Consider the following 16,350-nt stretch of genomic DNA (forward strand, 5'->3'; position numbering starts at 1 on the left):
TGCGGGTGATGAGCACGGGTGTGACGACTACAAGTACCTGCTCCGCAGCCGCTACAACGCGGAGGAAGGTACGCCGTAGGGGAGCGAAAGTAGCTGCGTCTGCTGCTGGCTCTTTTGCGCGGATCACCTCTGTCGCTGGTGCGCGCGGGCTCGGATAGCCTTGAGACCATGAGTGTTTCGGACGTCATCATCCTCACCGGTCCTCCTGGGGCTGGGAAGTCGACGACGGCTCGCGCGCTCGCTGCCTCGTATCCTTGGTCGGTGCATCTGCACACGGATGACTTCTGGCACTTCATCGCCTCTGGCGCGATCCCGCCGTACCTGCCCGAGTCCGACAGTCAGAACCAGACAGTCATGCAGGTCATTCGCGGCGCAGCGTCGATCTATGCCGCGGGCGGGTTCCTGACCATCATCGACGGGATCATCGGCCCGTGGATGCTTGGCCACTTCCGCGACACGGAGCAAACCCTGGACCCGTCGCGTGTGCACTACGTGGTGCTACGTCCTTCCCGTGACGAGACGCTCCGGCGTGCTCAAAGCAGGACGACGCCAGACGCGCTCGTCGACGAGAAGCCGATCGTCTCACTGTGGGCCCAGTTCTCCGACCTGGGCGAGCTGGAAGACCATGTAATCGACACGACGAAGCAGGAATTACCCGAGACGCTGGTGGCAGTACGGAGTGCGATCGCAGACAAGCGCTTCATCTTGAGTGCGGCCTCTCTAAATTGAAGCATCGGGGGCTACCACTGCCAATTTCGTGCCGGATAACAGTGTCGGAGAGAGTACAAGCACGTCGGTCGAAATCCACCGGCTGACCCGGCGCGGCGAGTTCCGCGGTCTCGGCGCGAACTGGCTGTGGAAGCGGACCCATGCCGACGGGGTGACCACGGAAGAGTGCACCTGACTTGCATGACGGTCTCCATGCGGGTGATGTCGGCCGGTGATGGCTACAAGTATCTGCTCCGTAGCGTCGCCGCAGCCGATGGCGACCGCTCGCTGTCGACCCCTCTGACGCGCTACTACGCGGAGCAAGGAACACCGTAGGGAAGCAAAGGTAGCTCCGTCTCGATCGCTTGGTTCTGCTGTTCTCAATCTACCGTGAACGCGGGTGCAGTGTTCAGCCTGCGCCCCGGGTCTCTAGCTTCTCGGCCAGAGCCGTACTGGACGACGTGGAGTTGAACTCGCACTGACACGCGGCAACCGGCCAGTGGCGTTCAGCTTGCGTCGGCGAGGCGAGTGGTCGGGGGGGTGCCGTGTCGGTTGCGTGCGCGACGCCATGCGACGGCTTCCTGGACACGGGCGCGGACCAGGAGGACGAGGCTGACCGGACCCATGATGATGAACTTCATCGCGTTCCACACCGACCAGAGCACGACCAGATGCAGCCAGCCTGGGGCGCCTTGGTCGAGGGCATTCGTACAGATGCTCGCGATCAGCAGGTAGGGAACTGCGAGGAGCATCGTGGGGATGCCCCATCTCAGGTTGGGTCGGCGTCGGATCGCGTCGAGCAGCCGGTTGGTGGACATGTAGCGGCGCAGGTAGTAGCGGGTGTGGGCGCTGAGCGTCCAGATCAGGCGGATCATGGCGGGCCTCTCGTCACACGTGTCTCTCCGTCGAGGAGGCAGTACGTGTATGAGCGCCCAAGCTGGGCTGTCCCGAAGGACCCGCAATCGAGGAGGACCTGCCTCGAGTTCCACTGTACGCCGGTGCGCCGACAGACGTAACCCCGTGCTATCTCATGCGCGAGTGTCCGACGCCGCGGGAAGGAAGTGATGTCGTGGGCCGGCTGGTGCGTGCAGGCAGGGCGATGAGGTGGGTTCCTGAAACAGGGGCCTCTGCCTGTTGGAGGTGGAGGCCGATCATGTTGACGAGTGTCGCGGCGACGGCTGCGAGGTCTGCGGCCGAGCCGTGGAAGGTGGTGACGTCGTTCAGATGCTCGGTAAGAGCGTGTTGCTGAATGTCGGTGTCACCGCGAGTTACGCGGTTGGCGTCTCGTCGAGGTCGACCTGGAACGCTTCTTCGAGCTGACGCTGACCTGTCCTAGTGAGGGTGAGGGTGAGGGCCCGAGGCTGCTTGGCGGGTTCAACCCACCCGTGTTCCTCGAAATTGCTCTTAAAGTATGCACCCCTCGCAGCTTCCGCCGGCCTGTTCAACCGGGCTTCGTCATCGGAGTATGTTCGCTCGTGCGATTTCGGACGCGACGGTCGGCAGCGAGGGAGACCATAGCTACGGCGAGGGCGGCCAGCGCCAACAGGGCTCCGATCCAGCTCGGGGCGAGGAGGCCGGCTCCGGCGGAGATGCCGAGCCCGCCGAGCCACGGCCCGAGCGCGTTGCCCAGGTTGAACGGGGAGATGTTGCTGGTGCTGGCCAGCGTCGGTGCGTGTTCTGTTAGGTTCATCACGCGGGTCTGCAGGGCAGGGTTGATCACGAACGCTCCGACGCCGAAGAGGGCGAGGGTTGCCACCATCGCTGGTCGGTGGCCGGCGGTGAGCGTGAAGGCGGCCAGGATTGCCGCGAGTCCGGTCAGGCCGACGCACAGGGTGGCCATCAGGGACCGGTCGGCGAGTCGGCCGCCGACGAGACTGCCGATGAAGGTGCCGACGCCGAACAGGCCGAGCAGTGGAGCCACCCAGCCGGGGGCGAAGCCGGTGACGTCGGTGAGCAATGGCGCGATGTAGGTGTAGGCGGTGTACAGGCCGGCCTGGGACAGCATCGTGGTGGCCAGGGCCAGCCACACGCGGGTGTTGGCGACCGCGGACAGCTCCCGGTGCAGGTCCAGGCCACCGGTTCGGTCTGGCAGTCTCGGCACGAGTGCGGCCACGCCGATCAGATCGAGGACGCCGAGGATCGCGACCGCGCCGAAAGCAGCCCGCCACCCCATCTGTTGGCCGAGGAAGGTGCCCAGCGGCACCCCGGCGATCGTGGCGATCGTCAGTCCGCCGAACATGATCGAGATGGCCCGCGCCCGCCGTTCGGATTCGACGAGATCGGATGCGAGGACTGCCCCGATGCCGAAGAACGCACCGTGCGCGACCGCGGTCACCACCCGGGCGGCCATCAGCATCTCGAACGAGCCGGCGAGCGTGGCGACCACCTCGCCGGCGATGAAGATCACCAGCAAGCCGATCAGGGCGGACTTGCGGGGGATGCGGGTGGTGGCGGCGGTGATCAAGGGCGCACCGATGACCACGCCGAGGGCGAACACCGAGATCAGCCAACCCGCCTGGGAAGCCGGCACGCCGAACTCGGCGGACAGCTCGGGCAGCAGCCCAGCCACCATGAACTCCGTGGTGCCCAGGCTGAACACGGTCAGCCCGAGAACGAACACCGCCAACGGCATCACAGATCCCTCCCTTCATCCAGACCGATCTGTGGACGATCGAGTGCGGTCAGCCCGGCCGCAGCGACGTGGACGTCGTCGCTCCAGTGACCCCCGGAGACGCCGATCGCGCCGACCACCTCGTCGTCGATCACGATGGGCAGCCCGCCGCCCATGGGCACCAGCCGGTCGATGCCCGTCGGCGCGCCAGCGGCCAGCACGGCGTCGGAGGCCAGTGCCTTCGACCACTGCTCGGTCGACATCTGCGACGCGGCGGCAGTGTAGGCCTTGTCCTGGGCCACCTGCACCGCGTTGAGTTTCGCGCCGTCCTGACGCACGAACCCCTTCAGCACGCCCGCCTGGTCGACCACTGCGATCGCGAACCGCAGCTGACCGTCGGCCACCGCGGCATCATCGGCGGCAGCGATGATCCGCTGCGCCAACCCGGCGCTGACCGTTGAGATCCTCTCCACGTCGCTCACGTTCCTGGCTCCTCTCCATCCGGCGGGACCCGCCCGCCACGACTTGGTAGTTCCATGTGAAACGACTAGACTAGGCACATGATTCCACATGGAACAACCCCACTCGAAGAACCGCGCAGCCAGGCAGGCGAGGAACTGAGCGCGAGCGAGCTGGCCGCCTGGCGGGGGATGCTGCGGTTGACGCATCGGCTCCGCCGGGAACTTGGCGAGGAACTCACCGCCCGACATGACCTGTCGATGGCCGACTACGACGTGCTCGTCGCCCTGGCCGCCGCGCCACGCCGGTCGATGCGGATGGCTGAACTCGCCGAGACCGTCCTACAGCCGCGCAGCAGCCTCACCCGGATCGTCGGCTCCCTCGAAGCCCGCCGACTCGTCGAGCGCTCACACGTCGAAGGCGACGCCCGTGGATCGTCCGCCACACTCACCCCCGAAGGCGTCCGGCAGTTCGGACGCGCCCACCGCACCCACATTGCAGGCATCCGCAGCCGCTTCCTCGAGCACCTGACCACCGACCAACTCGATACTCTCGCCGCCGCCTGGACGTGTGTGGACCCCGACGTCGTGGATGGGTGAGGCGAGTTGGGTCTGCCAGAGGTCACATGCAGCACATCGCCACCGTGACCGGTGGGAGTGGCCGAGGTTCGTGCCGGACCGCAACGAGGTGGGCCGTGGGAGCTGTGGCTGATCCTCAGCTTCGCCTTCATCGCCTTCACCCACACCGTTTACGCCTGGTCGCTGGCCGCAATAGGGTTCTATGGTCTCGCAGCATTCGCCATCACCACCCCACAACGGCACCGTCTCATCTCCCACGACCCGGATAAGGCCTCGGTAGTGCTGTCGTTGAACCAGGCCGTCCCCTGTCTGGCCATCGGTGCACGCTGGCTGGCAGCGGCCGTGGATGCGCCAGCCTCCGCCGTCGGGGACACGGCCGACCTTCTTCACGTCGACGTGGACCATGTGCCCTCCCATCGAGCAATGATCTTGCGGGCTCGCGGTTCAGGTCCACGCTGGGATCAACGAGCCGCCGACAGCTGAGTCCGAGCGCTGCGAGGTGGCGGCTCACTGTACGGCGGCCGATCGGTACACCCTCTGCGCGGGGTTCAAAGGTGATCCGGCCCGCCGACCACTTGTGGTCACGTCGCATCTGCTCTATCCGCACCACGACGTTGCCTGGTGTGGCGTGAGGCTGATGCCTGGGCGTGGAAGGGCGGTCGCGCAGCCCGAGCTCGCCGCAGCGACGATATCGGTTGACCCAGTTACTGGCACATGCCCGGGAGATGCCCATCTCGGTGGCGATTGGGCGGCTCCGACAGCGCTCGATGAGACGTCGACACCCCTTCGATGGATAGCGGTGAATTGGAATGTGGCATTGACTTGCTCTCTGTAAACGACGAGGCCACCCGGCCAGGTGCGGCCAGGCGCACCCCCTCAAGGGACAAGGCTGGTGGGCTGACTACCGGAGCGGGATCTCGACGCCGCGCTCGCTCTCTGGTCGCGGGCCGAAGACTCGCCGGTCTACCTCATCGATCTGCACGTCGTTGATGCTGGCCTCGCGTCGTTTCATCAGGCCTTCGGTGCTGAACTGCCACAATTCGTTGCCGTAGCTGCGCCACCACTGCCCCGTCGCGTCGTGCCACTCGTACTGGAAACGCACGGCGATGCGGTTCTCGCGGTATCCCCACAGGCTCTTGCGCAGGGCGTAGTCGAGCTCGCGCTCCCACTTGCTGGTCAGGAATTGGATGATCTCCTCACGACCGGTGACGAACACGTCGCGGTTACGCCACGCCGAGTCGGGCGTGTAGGCCATGGCGACGCGCTGCGGGTCGCGCGTGTTCCAGGCGTCCTCGGCTGCCTGCACCTTCTGCAGTGCGGCTTCTGCAGTGAACGGAGGAAACGGAGGAAACGGCGGGCGTGGTTCGTTCATGATCCCTTCCTTGTAAAGAACGGGCGTTCTCTACACTTGTTCGGCTATCGTAGGGAACGCCCGTTCTCAACGTCAAGAAGGACTCCCGCGCCAGCGCCGATCAGCGAAGAACAGAAGACCCACAGCCGCGCCGCGCTCCTGGACGCCGCCGAAGCGCTCTTCTATGAACGTGGCATCCAGGCGGTCGGTATGGATGCCATCCGCACCGCCGCAGGGATACCCCTGAAGCGGATCTATGGAATGTTCTCAACGAAAGAAGACCTGGTCGTTGCGGTGCTGCAGCAACGAGATCGCCGCTGGCGAGCCAGCCTGACCGCATATGTGGAGCAGCACGAGGATCCCCGCGAACGGGTGCTGTCGATCTTCGACTGGCTTGAGCGATGGTTCGCCGATCCTGACTATCGCGGCTGCGCGTGGATCAACGCATACGGCGAACTGGGCTCCACCTCACCTGCGATCCTCGCCGAAGTGCGTGCACACAAGCAGGCCTTCCACGAACAGATCACAAAATGGGTCGAGGCTGCCACGAACGTGCCAGCAGAACCCGTGAGCCTGCTTGCTGAAGGCGCGATCGTCACCGCCGCGATCACTGGAGACCCGAAGGCCGCCCGACCCGCCCGGGCCGCCACCGAAGCCCTCATCAACTGAGTGTCAACAAGGTCTCGTCCCACAACATTTGTTGCGGGGCAGGAGGTTGTTGACGCCTGGCCCGCGGCGACCAGGCTCCGTGCCCGGGAGCACATAGCCCAGTCGCGGTGCCGGCTTGAAGGTGCTCGCTGTAGACGCCGACCTTCCATTCGATCAGCGAGCGGCATTCTTCGAGCGCGTGGATCTGGGCCTCGATGCGTTGGCGGTGTTCGTCGAGGAGCTTGACACTTGACAGTACATCAGTTCCTGCCCGCACGGGCGCACAGTCCGGTCGCGGCCTGGATCGAGAAACACCAGGCCCTCATGTCGTTCACTGCACAGGCGCCGGTTTTGGCGCGTGAACAGGTCGGCACTCACGATTCGGCCACCGTTTCTCGGCCACACCGCACGCTGATACCAGTGCCGCAATCGGAGGTCACACGGACCGAGCAAAGCCTGCTTGGCGCGTGCGACGTCTTAACCGCTCGACGATGTCACCGACGGCACTCATGCTGTCGGTGGCCATCAGGCTCGTTGAGGGATCATTCGGTGTGGACCATGCCTGCTGCGCGGCAACCCAGGTACCGATCGGCGGCGTTCGTCGTGAGTTGCCGTGCTTCCGGGTGTGGCTACTCCTTCGTTACGAGGACCTGCCGCCGAGGACGACGCGACTCGCCGTGCGACGGCAGGTCACACCACGCGACTGCAAACTACATGATTTCGCTGTTGTTCCTCAATCTGAGAAGTCGGTGATTGAACCGATTCCGTTCCTGGTGGCCCAATCGCTGATCCACGCCAAGATCGGCAGATCCCAGAGATAGGGTGCGGCCAGTTCGAACACAACGGTGTCCGACTGCGATCGGCGTGCCGGTACATTTCCGAGGATGACCTCGGCAAGCTCCACTGCGTCCGGCGGTGTCTGTGGCGGACCTTGCCGGAGGAATCCGCTGGAGAAGCCGTGCGCAACGAGTTCCGGTCGCTGGGCTGTCGGGACAGCGAGACGCGCGCCGAGCGGCATGAGGTTCATGCCCGCCGCGGTCATGCTGACGAATACCGCGCCGTGGCGAACCACTGTCGGATCGGGGAGGGCCGGCTCCCCGGGGGTGTAGCGGCCAGCAGCGGTGATCACGTCGGCGTCGGCGACCGCTGCGTCGCCGGTATCGGTCGCGGTCGCGGTCACCCCCAGACGCTGCGTGATCTCGTCGGCAAACGCCTCTCGATTCTTCTTGGTCGGGCTCCAGACCTTGACAGTTTTCAGGTGGGGCATCACCCGTGCGAGCGTGCTCGCGTGACTGCGAGCCTGGGCTCCGCTCCCGAGCACCGCCAGGGTGTCGGCCCCCTCCGGCGCGAGGTGGCGAACCCCCACCGCCGCAGGGACGGAGGTCCGCAAGTCGTTGAGGTCGTCGAGCGAGATCACACTCTCGATCTCCCCGGTCACCCCGCTGATCTGAATGCCGATCCGGGCGTTGCGACGAGTTCCCTCATACTTTCTCGGAAAGATCCGAAGACTGGCCCCGTCCGTCGAACAAGCAGCGAACTGGCTGGCCAACTCATCGCCGTTCGGCAGCCCCAGGCCGGCGAAGATGGTCTCACCGCTGTCGCCAGCATGACTGCGCAGCAGCGACGCCTCGACCGCATTGATCGCACCATCAAGCGCGTTGTCGTCGGCTGCGAGGGGACGGAGATCGGACCGGGTCAGCAGCAACGGCATTATTTTTCTCCTTTAACTCAGAATTGCATGATTATTCCTAATAAACACGAAGCGGCAGGCGCGCACCAGCGTCCACGTCACCAACTGATCGAGCTCGGCGAGACTGAAAACGCCAGGGAGCGGCCTGTCAGGGATCTCGTCCGCCTCGGTGTCCCGCATACCGTGAGACTATCAGCTAGCTTCAACATAAGAAACAGTCTTCTGATAGCCGAGTGGCCACGGTACGGGGCACCGGCAGTCGACCTCGTCGTCTTCTGGGCGATCGAGGTTGCGGTTGTTGACAGCTCAACGGCAATGGTGGGGGCGAGTCCTTCACTCCGCGCCGGGTCGGGACACCCGGGCATCGCCCCAGCGGAGTAGGGGCCGAAAGATCTGGTTCCTCCCCGTGGAGCCGCGTTCAACGATCAGGTAGTCGTGGTGCTCCCCCACGACGGGTTCGGTCTGGGGGCCTGGTGCCCGTTGGCCACGACGAACCACCGGGGGTGGGTACGCAAGTGTCGGTAGGCACTGGCAGTCATCGAGATTTCCGTCGAGCAGCGTGCGTTAGCGCATTCGCACGGGAACCGTGCCGTGTCCTCGGTCGCATCGTTGTCCGACATGCGCTGCCAGAGTCGTGCGCTGGTGCGGTGGTAGTCCGCCTCGTTCTCCAAGATGCGGCGCTCACGGAAACGGCTCATCTGCGCACCGGCCCGGATCTGGCCGTAGTTGAGCAGCGAGACGAGCAGGACACCGCCGATGGCGTTGCCTGCGGTGGCCCCGCCCAACCACGCCACGAACGTCCCCACCGAAGTGGCTCCGACAAGCACGGACGCCAGGATGTAGCCACTGGAGGCGATGCAGTGGGCGAGGCCCAGTAGACCCACGGGAAAGGTGATCAACCAGATCAGCGCGATCTGCCCGATCGTGCCTCGGGCGCTGGTGACCAGCCACGACATCAACGCGATCATCGCGCCTCCGAGGATGCCGCTGGTAAACACACGCATCATCGGCGCATGTGCCGTCGTGGCACCCAGTTGCACCAGCTCGGTAAGCACATCCGGTTTCAACGCACCGGTGGCCACGGTCAGCGTCGCGAAAATAAGTGCGCCCAGCACGTTGGCACACAGCACCACCGTCCATAGTCGCAACGTCGCCAGCACATGGCGACGTTCCTCGAGGATCAACACGACTGGGAACAGGGTGTTCTCGGTGAACAACTGAGCGCGCCCGATGACCACCGCGATGAATCCCAAGGGGTAGAGAACCCCTGCGACGAGCTTGTCCTCGTGGCCGGGCAACGCCGCGAGTGCGCTGGATACGCCCAAACCGGTGAGCCCCATGAAAAAGCCGGCCGCCACGCCGGAGAAGGCGAGCGCACTCGCCGTGCGATTCAGTTCGGAGCGAGCTTCAACGAGAACGCGCGCGTAGATTTCGCGCGCGCTCAACCGCCCGGATTCAGATGCCATGGGTGTCCCTCGGTTACGGTCTTGGAACGTGGGTCGAGCAATGCCCGCCTACAGAGATCGGGAGCTGGATCAGCATATTGTCGAGACACTCAAGAACCGGTCCAGCGAACCGACTGCCGGCCCCTCAGACAGCAGAAGGTGGTCGTGACCTTCCCTTGGCGGTCCGAGGGGACACTCGCGGGCCCACGTCAGGACGCGCTGAACGACAGCCAGACCCCGCCAGCCGACGTGCACGGCTCCAGGCAATTGCTGCACGGCTCTTATCACAGCCCAGGACGGCACCCGATCGTGTTCACAACTGTCTGGGGTGGAGGCGCAACACCCAGCTCGGTTGGAAGGGCGTTGCGAACTGGTTGAGGAACTTGCGGAATGTGCCACGCAGGTCTGTCAAGCGGCGAGTTTCATAGAGGGTGATTTAGTTGGTTTCGATGAGGGTCAGTTGGGCTTGTGCGGGGGCGTGTAGGGCCTCGTATTCGGCGGGTGGGATCTGGCCGAGTTCGCCGTGAAGGCGCCGCTGGTTGAACCAATCGACATACTCGGCGGTGGCGATTTCGAGGTCGTTGATGCCAGTCCAGGGGCCGCGGTTGCGGACGAGTTCGCCCTTGTAGAGTGAGTTGCACGCTTCGGCGAGGGCGTTGTCGTAACTGTCGCCCTTGGATCCCACGGACGCGACGGCGTCGGCGTCGGCGAGGCGCTCGGTGTATCGGATGGCCCGATACTGGGCGAATTCAACCGGTGGACGCAACACTCTGATTCTGGAGGTGTTGATGGGACGGCCAGCAGGTTGGTTGAAGGAGTTGACGGGACGAACCCCGATGATCTCGCCCGGTGCACCGAAGACGCGGCGCAGCGTCGAGCGCGAGTTCTGGAAAGGCGTGGCGCTCGGGCGGTCGTCGGAGGGCGCTGCGGTGGCGGTGGGTGTGTCATCTGCGGTCGGAGCTCGGTGGTTCCGACAGGGTGGCGGTATGCCCACGATCGAGCTGGCCGACCCCGTCGGACGATACGTGTCATTTCCTGAGCGGGAGGAGATCGCGATCCTGCGCGCGCAGGATGTGGGGGTTCGGGAGATCGCCCGCAGGCTCGACCGCGATCCGGCAACGATCTCTCGTGAGTTGCGCCGCAATGCTGCGACTCGCGGCGGGAGGCTCGAGTATCGGGCGTCGGTCGCGCAGTGGAAAGCGGAGCTGATGGCGAGGCGTCCGAAACCGGCGAAGCTCGTCGTGAACCTGCTCCTGCACGATTATGTGCAAGAGCGACTTGACGGTCGTGTTCACCGTCCGGACGGGACGATCGTGGCCGGACCGGAGGTGCCGGATTGGAAAGGACGGAACAAGCCGCATCGACAGGATCGGCGGTGGTCGACGGCGTGGAGCCCGGAGCAGATCTCACGTCGATTGAAGGTGGATTTCCCGGATGATGAGTCCATGCGTATTAGCCACGAGGCGATCTACCAGTCCCTGTTCATCGAGGGCCGTGGCGCGTTGAAACGAGAACTCGTGGCGTGTCTGCGCACGGGGCGTGCGTTGCGCGTGCCTCGCGCTCGTTCGCGCAACAAGCCGCAAGGTCATGTCACCGAGGACGTCGTCATCAGCGAGCGCCCCGCCGAAGCCGATGACCGGGCCGTCCCGGGGCACTGGGAGGGCGATTTGATCATCGGCACGAATAGGTCGGCGATCGGTACCGTCATCGAGCGGAAGAGCCGTTCAACTCTGCTGGTGCACTTGCCCCGCCTCGAGGGTTATGGAGAGGCCCCGCGAGTTAAGAACGGTCCCGCGCTGGCCGGTTACGGAGCCGTCGCGATGAATGCCGCACTGACAGCGTCGATGACTCGCCTGCCAGAACAGCTCCGCAAGACGCTCACCTGGGACCGCGGGAAGGAACTGTCCGCGCACGCACAGTTCACACTCGACACGGGCACGAAGGTGTTCTTCGCGGATCCGCACTCGCCCTGGCAGCGACCGACGAACGAGAACACCAACGGCCTGCTGCGCCGGTATTTCCCGAAGGGCACCGACCTATCCCGATGGAGCGCCGAAGACCTCGACGCCGTCGCTCTCGCGCTCAACAGCCGGCCCCGGAAAGCACTCGATTGGAAGACTCCCGCGGAAGTGTTCACCGAGCAGCTACAGTTACTCAAACACGATGGTGTTGCGTCCACCGGTTGAATTCGCCTTGGCTGCCCCGGTCGGAATGGAAGATCACTCCACCGGTGGGCCGGCGGTGGGTCAGCGCCATCGTGAGCGCGTCGGTGACCAGCTCGGTGCGCATATGGTCGGCCACGGCCCAGCCGACCACCCGCCGCGAGTACAGATCGATCACCGTGGCCAGGTAGGCCCAGCCGTCCCAGGTCTTGACGTAACTGATGTCGCCGCACCACTTGCGGTCCGGCCCGGTGGCGCTGAAGTCCCGGCCGATCAGGTCCGGCGCCGGCACCGGCTGCTCACCGGGCACCGTGGTGCGCTTCCACGGCTTCGGGTGCCTGCCCTGCAGGCCGGCGGCCCGCATCAGCCGCCACACCCGCTTCCGCGAGATCCGGTGCCCCACAGCCACCAGCTCGGCATGGATCCGACGCACCCCGGGATTGCCCCGCAGCCCCTCATACAGCCCGGTGATCAGCCGGGTCAGCCGCCGGTCGGCGCGGTCCCGGTCGGACTCGCCCCGGCCCCGCCAGGCGTAGTAGCCCGACGTGGACACCCCGAGCTGCTCACACATGAACTCGATCTTGAACTGCTTCTGCTCCGCCCAGTCCGCGATCGCGGCAAACTTCACCGCTGGTCGTTCGCGAACCAGGTCGCTACTTTTTTTGCGAACTCGGCCTGCATCCGCAGCTGGGCATTCTCCTCCCGAAGCCGTTCCAACTCCTCACGCTCATCCACAGTCAGCGGCTGCTGCCGGTCGACTCCCTGCTCCCTTGCCTTCTTCACCCATTTCCCTAACGTCATCTCGTGCACGCCGATATTGCGTGCAACCTCGGCGATACTCCGATCGCCATCGATGACGAAACTAACTGCTTCCTGCTTGTACTCGTCGGTAAAACGCCGGCGTGTCGATCCCACGAGAATGCCTCCCAGATCAGATGAAAGTCACACCCGTGTCCACTGAAGCGGGGACGGTCCAATGCGGTCGCCGAGCGTGCGGAACTCACCCGTTTCAGGGGGTGCGCCTTCGTCAACACCATGGCCGAGATCGCCGACCCCGCTGACCCGATCCACGCCCGCGCCGCCGCGCACAAAGCGGCCGTCACCGGCTACCTCGCAGAGCTATTGACCGCGGCAGGCGTCGAACCTGCCGACCGCCTCGCACGCCGGTGGATGCTGCTTCTCGATGGTGCCGTCGTGACCGCCAGTTATCGGCAGGATGTCCAAGCCTTCGCCGAAGCCAAGTCAATCGCCAGTCCCGATCTCGTCACGCAGCCACCGAAGCCCGTCACATCACTCCGGTGACGCCACGCTGCACCTGCGATGAGCCGCTTGGACGCGCAAGCTCAGCTGTCCAGGCGCTTTCGAGGCCAGGCCACACCTCCAAGCCCACCTCGACCACCAGAACGAGGCCGCGCAGCACAGGACATGACCGGCCTCCCCACGCCGCTTCTCTTGTTTCCATACGGGTGCCTGGTCGGAGCTGGTATGGCCGCTCTCCTACGTCTCGGCAGGGAGGTCTGCGTGCTGGTCGTCGCCAGCCTGGACCGGCTCGTCCGCACCGTCCCCGCCTCCTCGCAAGTCGTTGCAGACCTCGACGACGCAGGCGTGACCGTCTACGCCGCCGACCGCGAGCGCGCTCCTCGCCGACACGGCAATGCTGCCGGACATTCTGACCGCCGCGATCCGCTCGTCCATTTGCGACAGACACATCAAGCGCTGACCCGCGCGCGGCGCCCGCCCGGTCGGATCACGACACCTTCCGCGGCGAGTGCGCGCCTGACCGTCTGTTGGCTGACCCCGAACCGCGAGCCGACCTCCATGAGCGTCAAACCATCCGCGTAGAGTTCGACCGCCTTGGCGAGATGGGACTCATCGAGGCCGCGCCCGCGGATAGGGACAGACCGGCGGACAAGATGCGCCGCCACCGTGCGGCGGTGAACACTGAACCGCTCACCCAGCTCAACAAGCGTCGCACCCGCCTGGTACCGGGCCACCAGCTCGTCTACTTGAGCCGGGATCAGAAAAGTTTGAGTCATCCCAACTGCACGGACCATCCGACCTCGCGAGTCCACCACAGTCGGCTCCAACGGCCGCCGATCCGCCTTGTAGACGCTACGCGACCTGCGTGACGCCACGGTTACCAGGGCCGAGGAAGGGTTCTCAAACTCTCTACGGAGGTCCACCACAGAGAGAAACCCCCTCCCGCCAGTCGAGAACTCGGTCGGGAGGGGGTTTTCTGATGCCCCGTGAGTGGGTCATCTGCAGGCTTGCAGGCTGATCAATTCCGTGCCGCGGCCTCGTCCATGACGCAGACTCCGCAGTCGCAGTCCAAGTCCTCTCCCGCCAGGGGGTCATCCTCAACAAGTGTCTCAAGCATGGGGGGCTCCTCTCCGATGAAAGAGATCTTATCCGGCGAGTCGGACATTGCGGTCAGAGAGTCAGTCACGGGTGCATAACGTTGCTGACCTGGTGTGACAGACAGGTGTCGAACGGTCAGGAGGCGGGCCCGGACCGGGATGGAGGCGAGCCGGCCCCTGACCGCCGCAGCCGCGGCCCGGCGAACGACCTCATCCCAGCGGGATCGGCCGGAACCTCCCGCCGGTGCCGCAAGTCAGCAGCAGCGACTCGTCCGGGGCGATGCTCGCCCACGAGGACTCGACGTGCTCGATCACCGCGGCGAGCGCCGCCCGTGCCTGCTCGTCCTCGGCGCTGCGCGAGGTCTCCTCGACCTGGAAGCGAAGCACCAGGCGACCGACGCGACGGGCGCCGAGCACCGGCGCCTCGAGGTCGGTGCGCTCGACGTGGTGGCGACTGCCCAGCGCGAGCACCGCCTGCTCCTCGACCTGGACCGGCGAGGTGCCGGGACGCAGGGCGCCGACGGGCAGATGCATACGGTAGCTGGGCACCTCGCCAGCGTAGCCCCGCCCGGGTACGCTCCCTGCGGGAGCCACGGACCGGGGGAGGGGTGCGATGACCACGAGCATCGTGCTGATCCACGCCATCCGCTCCTCGCGCACCATGTGGAAGGGGCAGGTGCGACGCCTGCGCAAGCGCGGCTACCAGGTGATCGCCCCCGATCTGCCGGGACACGGCCGGCGTCGTGGCGAGCCCTTCACCCTCGAGAGTGCGCTGGCGACCCTCGACGGGGCCGTCGCGGCCTGCGAGGAGCCTCCGCTGCTGGTCGGTCTGTCCCTCGGCGGGTACCTGACCCTGCACTGGGCAGCGCAGAACCCTCAGCGACTGACAGCGGTGGTCGCTGCGGACTGCACGATCGTGCCCGGCCCCGCGAGCGCCCGCCTGTACGGACTGTGGATGAGCATGAAGGACTGGCTGCCCGGGGACTCGGACTCCCGCGTGGCGCGCGCCTTCGCCCGACGCCACACCCGCAAGGCGGCGCGCCGGTACTACGGCGGCGGCCGCGCCCGCGGGGTGGTGCCCACGGTGGTGCGGATGATCGGGTCCCTCGACCTGCTCGCCGACGTCGGCGCGATCGACGTGCCGATCACCTTCGTCAACGGCGAGCACGACCCCTTCCGCCGGCACGAGGACCTGTTCCTGCGGGCGGCAGGTGACGGCGAGCTGGTGGTGCTGCACGACGCCGGGCACATCGCGAACCTCTCCCGGCCCAAGCGTTTCGCCAAGGTGCTGCGCCGCGCAGCCGGTGCCAGGAGCGTGAGCGGTGTCTGAGGCGGTCGTGCTCGTCCACGGTGCCCGGACCTCCTCGAGCCAGTGGGACCTGCAGCTGCCCGGGCTGCAGCAGGCCGGGTACAGGACCGTCGCCCCGGACCTGCCCGGTCATGGCATGCGTCGCGGCGAACCGTTCACCCTCTCGTCGGCGACCGCGACGCTCCTGGGAGCGGTGCACGGGGCCGGCGCCGGCCCCGGTACGGTGCACCTGGTCGGATCCTCCCTCGGCGGCATGCTCGCGATCCATGCGGCCGCCGCGCTGTACGGGTCCGACATCGATCCCCCAGGGACGGGCGCCCACGGCTCGTCCGACACGGCGATGCGGAGCCCGCTCGCGAGCCTCACCCTCTGCGGCTCCGCCGTGCAGCCGAGCCCGCGCAGTGCACGCCTGTACGGCTTCGCCCTACGGGCGGTCGACCACCTGCCGGGTTCCGGGCCTCGGGGCCCCCGCCGGTCCGGACGAGAGCGGGCCGGCGACTCTTCCGTCCCGCTGATCCACTCCCTCGTGCTCGGCCCGCGCGGCGTGGAGGCCTACCGGCGCGGCGGCCGGGCCGGACCCGAGGTGGTGGTCCCCACTATGGCGGCGGTCACCGGGCTCGACCTGCGCGCCGAGCTCCGCCGCATCCCGGTGCCGGTGACGATCCTCAGCCCCCGCTTCGACCAGCTGCGGATGCACGAACGCTCCTTCGCCCGAGCCGCGCCGCGCGGACGGGTGGTGACGCTCGGCTACGGCACCCACCTGGTGAACCTGACACAGCCGGAGCGCTTCACCGAAGATCTGCTGCGCGTGCTCGACGGCACCCCGCCGTCGCACTGACCCCTCGGCCCGGCAGGTGGCCCGTGCGCAGGAGATGGCCGAGGGACCGAGCGCGGTGGCGCAGGGCAGGGAGGAGCGGGTTCCAGCCATGGCGCGCTCCTCGAGCCGGGATCCTCTGCACGGCGCGTCGGCCGGCGGCCCCGCCCGACGGACTGTGAACGCCGACGACATCCCCCGCCTCGCCCCGCCGTAGG

General features: G+C 66.2%; 18 protein-coding genes and 2 pseudogenes. 7 read left to right on the top strand and 13 right to left on the bottom strand.

Annotated elements, in window-relative coordinates; all coding sequences use genetic code 11:
- Positions 1 to 168 precede the first annotated feature (168 nt).
- The gene (locus JOF43_RS12250; protein ID WP_209902389.1) at positions 169 to 729 is read left to right on the top strand and encodes an AAA family ATPase; all 561 of its coding nucleotides are present in this window, start codon (positions 169 to 171) and stop codon (positions 727 to 729) included.
- A 485-nt stretch (positions 730 to 1,214) separates the two neighbouring features.
- Here the strand turns inward: JOF43_RS12250 and JOF43_RS12255 are convergent, their stop codons facing one another.
- The 3 genes from JOF43_RS12255 to JOF43_RS12265 all read right to left on the bottom strand — a co-directional run bounded on the left by JOF43_RS12255 (position 1,215) and on the right by JOF43_RS12265 (position 3,801).
- Entirely contained in the window at positions 1,215 to 1,583 is a 369-nt protein-coding gene (locus JOF43_RS12255; RefSeq protein WP_209902391.1) for a sulfate permease, read from the bottom strand.
- A gap of 566 nt (positions 1,584 to 2,149) precedes the next feature.
- On the bottom strand, positions 2,150 to 3,340 hold the full coding sequence (locus JOF43_RS12260; RefSeq protein WP_209902393.1) for a Cmx/CmrA family chloramphenicol efflux MFS transporter: 1,191 nt from the start codon (positions 3,338 to 3,340) through the stop codon (positions 2,150 to 2,152).
- Positions 3,340 to 3,801, bottom strand: coding sequence for a GlcG/HbpS family heme-binding protein (locus JOF43_RS12265; RefSeq protein WP_209902394.1), 462 nt, complete (start codon positions 3,799 to 3,801; stop codon positions 3,340 to 3,342). The genes JOF43_RS12260 and JOF43_RS12265 overlap by 1 nt, the downstream gene beginning before the upstream one ends.
- A 78-nt stretch (positions 3,802 to 3,879) precedes the next feature.
- Between JOF43_RS12265 and JOF43_RS12270 the strand changes: the two genes are divergently transcribed.
- Positions 3,880 to 4,377: a MarR family winged helix-turn-helix transcriptional regulator gene (locus tag JOF43_RS12270; RefSeq protein WP_209902396.1), complete on the top strand. Its 498-nt coding sequence runs from the start codon at positions 3,880 to 3,882 to the stop codon at positions 4,375 to 4,377.
- 315 nt (positions 4,378 to 4,692) lie between these two features.
- Here the strand turns inward: JOF43_RS12270 and JOF43_RS12275 are convergent.
- Positions 4,693 to 5,174: pseudogene (locus JOF43_RS12275) on the bottom strand (helix-turn-helix domain-containing protein); the annotation flags it as partial.
- Between the two features lie 83 nt (positions 5,175 to 5,257).
- Complete coding sequence (locus JOF43_RS12280) at positions 5,258 to 5,728, bottom strand: nuclear transport factor 2 family protein (protein ID WP_209902399.1); 471 nt, start codon at positions 5,726 to 5,728, stop codon at positions 5,258 to 5,260.
- 36 nt (positions 5,729 to 5,764) lie between these two features.
- Between JOF43_RS12280 and JOF43_RS12285 the strand changes: the two genes are divergently transcribed.
- Positions 5,765 to 6,376, top strand: coding sequence for a TetR/AcrR family transcriptional regulator (locus tag JOF43_RS12285; protein WP_377782866.1), 612 nt, complete (start codon positions 5,765 to 5,767; stop codon positions 6,374 to 6,376).
- A gap of 712 nt (positions 6,377 to 7,088) precedes the next feature.
- Here JOF43_RS12285 and JOF43_RS12290 read toward each other — a convergent pair.
- The 3 genes and pseudogenes from JOF43_RS12290 to JOF43_RS12300 all read right to left on the bottom strand — a co-directional run.
- Positions 7,089 to 8,066 carry a hypothetical protein gene (locus tag JOF43_RS12290; RefSeq protein ID WP_209902401.1) on the bottom strand — a complete coding sequence of 326 codons (978 nt, stop codon included), beginning with the start codon at positions 8,064 to 8,066 and terminating at the stop codon, positions 7,089 to 7,091.
- 404 nt (positions 8,067 to 8,470) lie between these two features.
- Positions 8,471 to 9,511: a formate/nitrite transporter family protein gene (locus tag JOF43_RS12295; protein WP_209902403.1), complete on the bottom strand. Its 1,041-nt coding sequence runs from the start codon at positions 9,509 to 9,511 to the stop codon at positions 8,471 to 8,473.
- Between the two features lie 415 nt (positions 9,512 to 9,926).
- Positions 9,927 to 10,235: pseudogene (locus JOF43_RS12300) on the bottom strand (integrase core domain-containing protein); the annotation flags it as partial.
- Positions 10,236 to 10,278: 43 nt separating this feature from the next.
- Between JOF43_RS12300 and JOF43_RS12305 the strand changes: the two are divergent.
- On the top strand, positions 10,279 to 11,676 hold the full coding sequence (locus JOF43_RS12305) for an IS30 family transposase (protein ID WP_417281628.1): 1,398 nt from the start codon (positions 10,279 to 10,281) through the stop codon (positions 11,674 to 11,676).
- Here the strand turns inward: JOF43_RS12305 and JOF43_RS12310 are convergent.
- Positions 11,645 to 12,280 carry an IS3 family transposase gene (locus JOF43_RS12310; protein ID WP_209902406.1) on the bottom strand — a complete coding sequence of 212 codons (636 nt, stop codon included), beginning with the start codon at positions 12,278 to 12,280 and terminating at the stop codon, positions 11,645 to 11,647. The two genes, JOF43_RS12305 and JOF43_RS12310, sit on opposite strands and share 32 nt — an antisense overlap.
- The gene (locus JOF43_RS12315; protein ID WP_209902385.1) at positions 12,277 to 12,567 is read right to left on the bottom strand and encodes a transposase; all 291 of its coding nucleotides are present in this window, start codon (positions 12,565 to 12,567) and stop codon (positions 12,277 to 12,279) included. The genes JOF43_RS12310 and JOF43_RS12315 overlap by 4 nt, the downstream gene beginning before the upstream one ends.
- Positions 12,568 to 12,609: 42 nt before the next feature.
- On the opposite strand from JOF43_RS12315, the gene JOF43_RS12320 reads away from it, so the two are divergent.
- On the top strand, positions 12,610 to 12,954 hold the full coding sequence (locus JOF43_RS12320; protein WP_377783859.1) for an LmrA/YxaF family transcription factor: 345 nt from the start codon (positions 12,610 to 12,612) through the stop codon (positions 12,952 to 12,954).
- 195 nt (positions 12,955 to 13,149) lie between these two features.
- On the opposite strand, the gene JOF43_RS23350 is transcribed toward JOF43_RS12320, so the two are convergent.
- The 3 genes from JOF43_RS23350 to JOF43_RS12335 all read right to left on the bottom strand — a co-directional run bounded on the left by JOF43_RS23350 (position 13,150) and on the right by JOF43_RS12335 (position 14,558).
- Positions 13,150 to 13,347, bottom strand: coding sequence for a hypothetical protein (locus tag JOF43_RS23350; protein WP_209903345.1), 198 nt, complete (start codon positions 13,345 to 13,347; stop codon positions 13,150 to 13,152).
- A 14-nt stretch (positions 13,348 to 13,361) separates the two neighbouring features.
- Positions 13,362 to 13,688, bottom strand: coding sequence for a helix-turn-helix domain-containing protein (locus JOF43_RS12330; RefSeq protein WP_245354100.1), 327 nt, complete (start codon positions 13,686 to 13,688; stop codon positions 13,362 to 13,364).
- Positions 13,689 to 14,219: 531 nt separating this feature from the next.
- The gene (locus JOF43_RS12335) at positions 14,220 to 14,558 is read right to left on the bottom strand and encodes a hypothetical protein (protein ID WP_209902411.1); all 339 of its coding nucleotides are present in this window, start codon (positions 14,556 to 14,558) and stop codon (positions 14,220 to 14,222) included.
- Positions 14,559 to 14,622: 64 nt separating this feature from the next.
- Here JOF43_RS12335 and JOF43_RS12340 point away from each other — a divergent pair, with 64 nt between their 5' ends.
- The gene (locus JOF43_RS12340) at positions 14,623 to 15,339 is read left to right on the top strand and encodes an alpha/beta fold hydrolase (RefSeq protein ID WP_209902413.1); all 717 of its coding nucleotides are present in this window, start codon (positions 14,623 to 14,625) and stop codon (positions 15,337 to 15,339) included.
- Positions 15,332 to 16,156 (top strand): alpha/beta fold hydrolase, encoded by an 825-nt coding sequence (locus tag JOF43_RS12345; RefSeq protein WP_209902415.1) that lies wholly within the window; start codon positions 15,332 to 15,334, stop codon positions 16,154 to 16,156. Before JOF43_RS12340 ends, JOF43_RS12345 begins: the two co-directional genes overlap by 8 nt.
- Positions 16,157 to 16,350: the final 194 nt, after the last annotated feature.

The sequence above is a fragment of the Brachybacterium sacelli genome, assembly GCF_017876545.1.
In the GTDB taxonomy this organism is placed as follows: domain Bacteria; phylum Actinomycetota; class Actinomycetes; order Actinomycetales; family Dermabacteraceae; genus Brachybacterium; species Brachybacterium sacelli.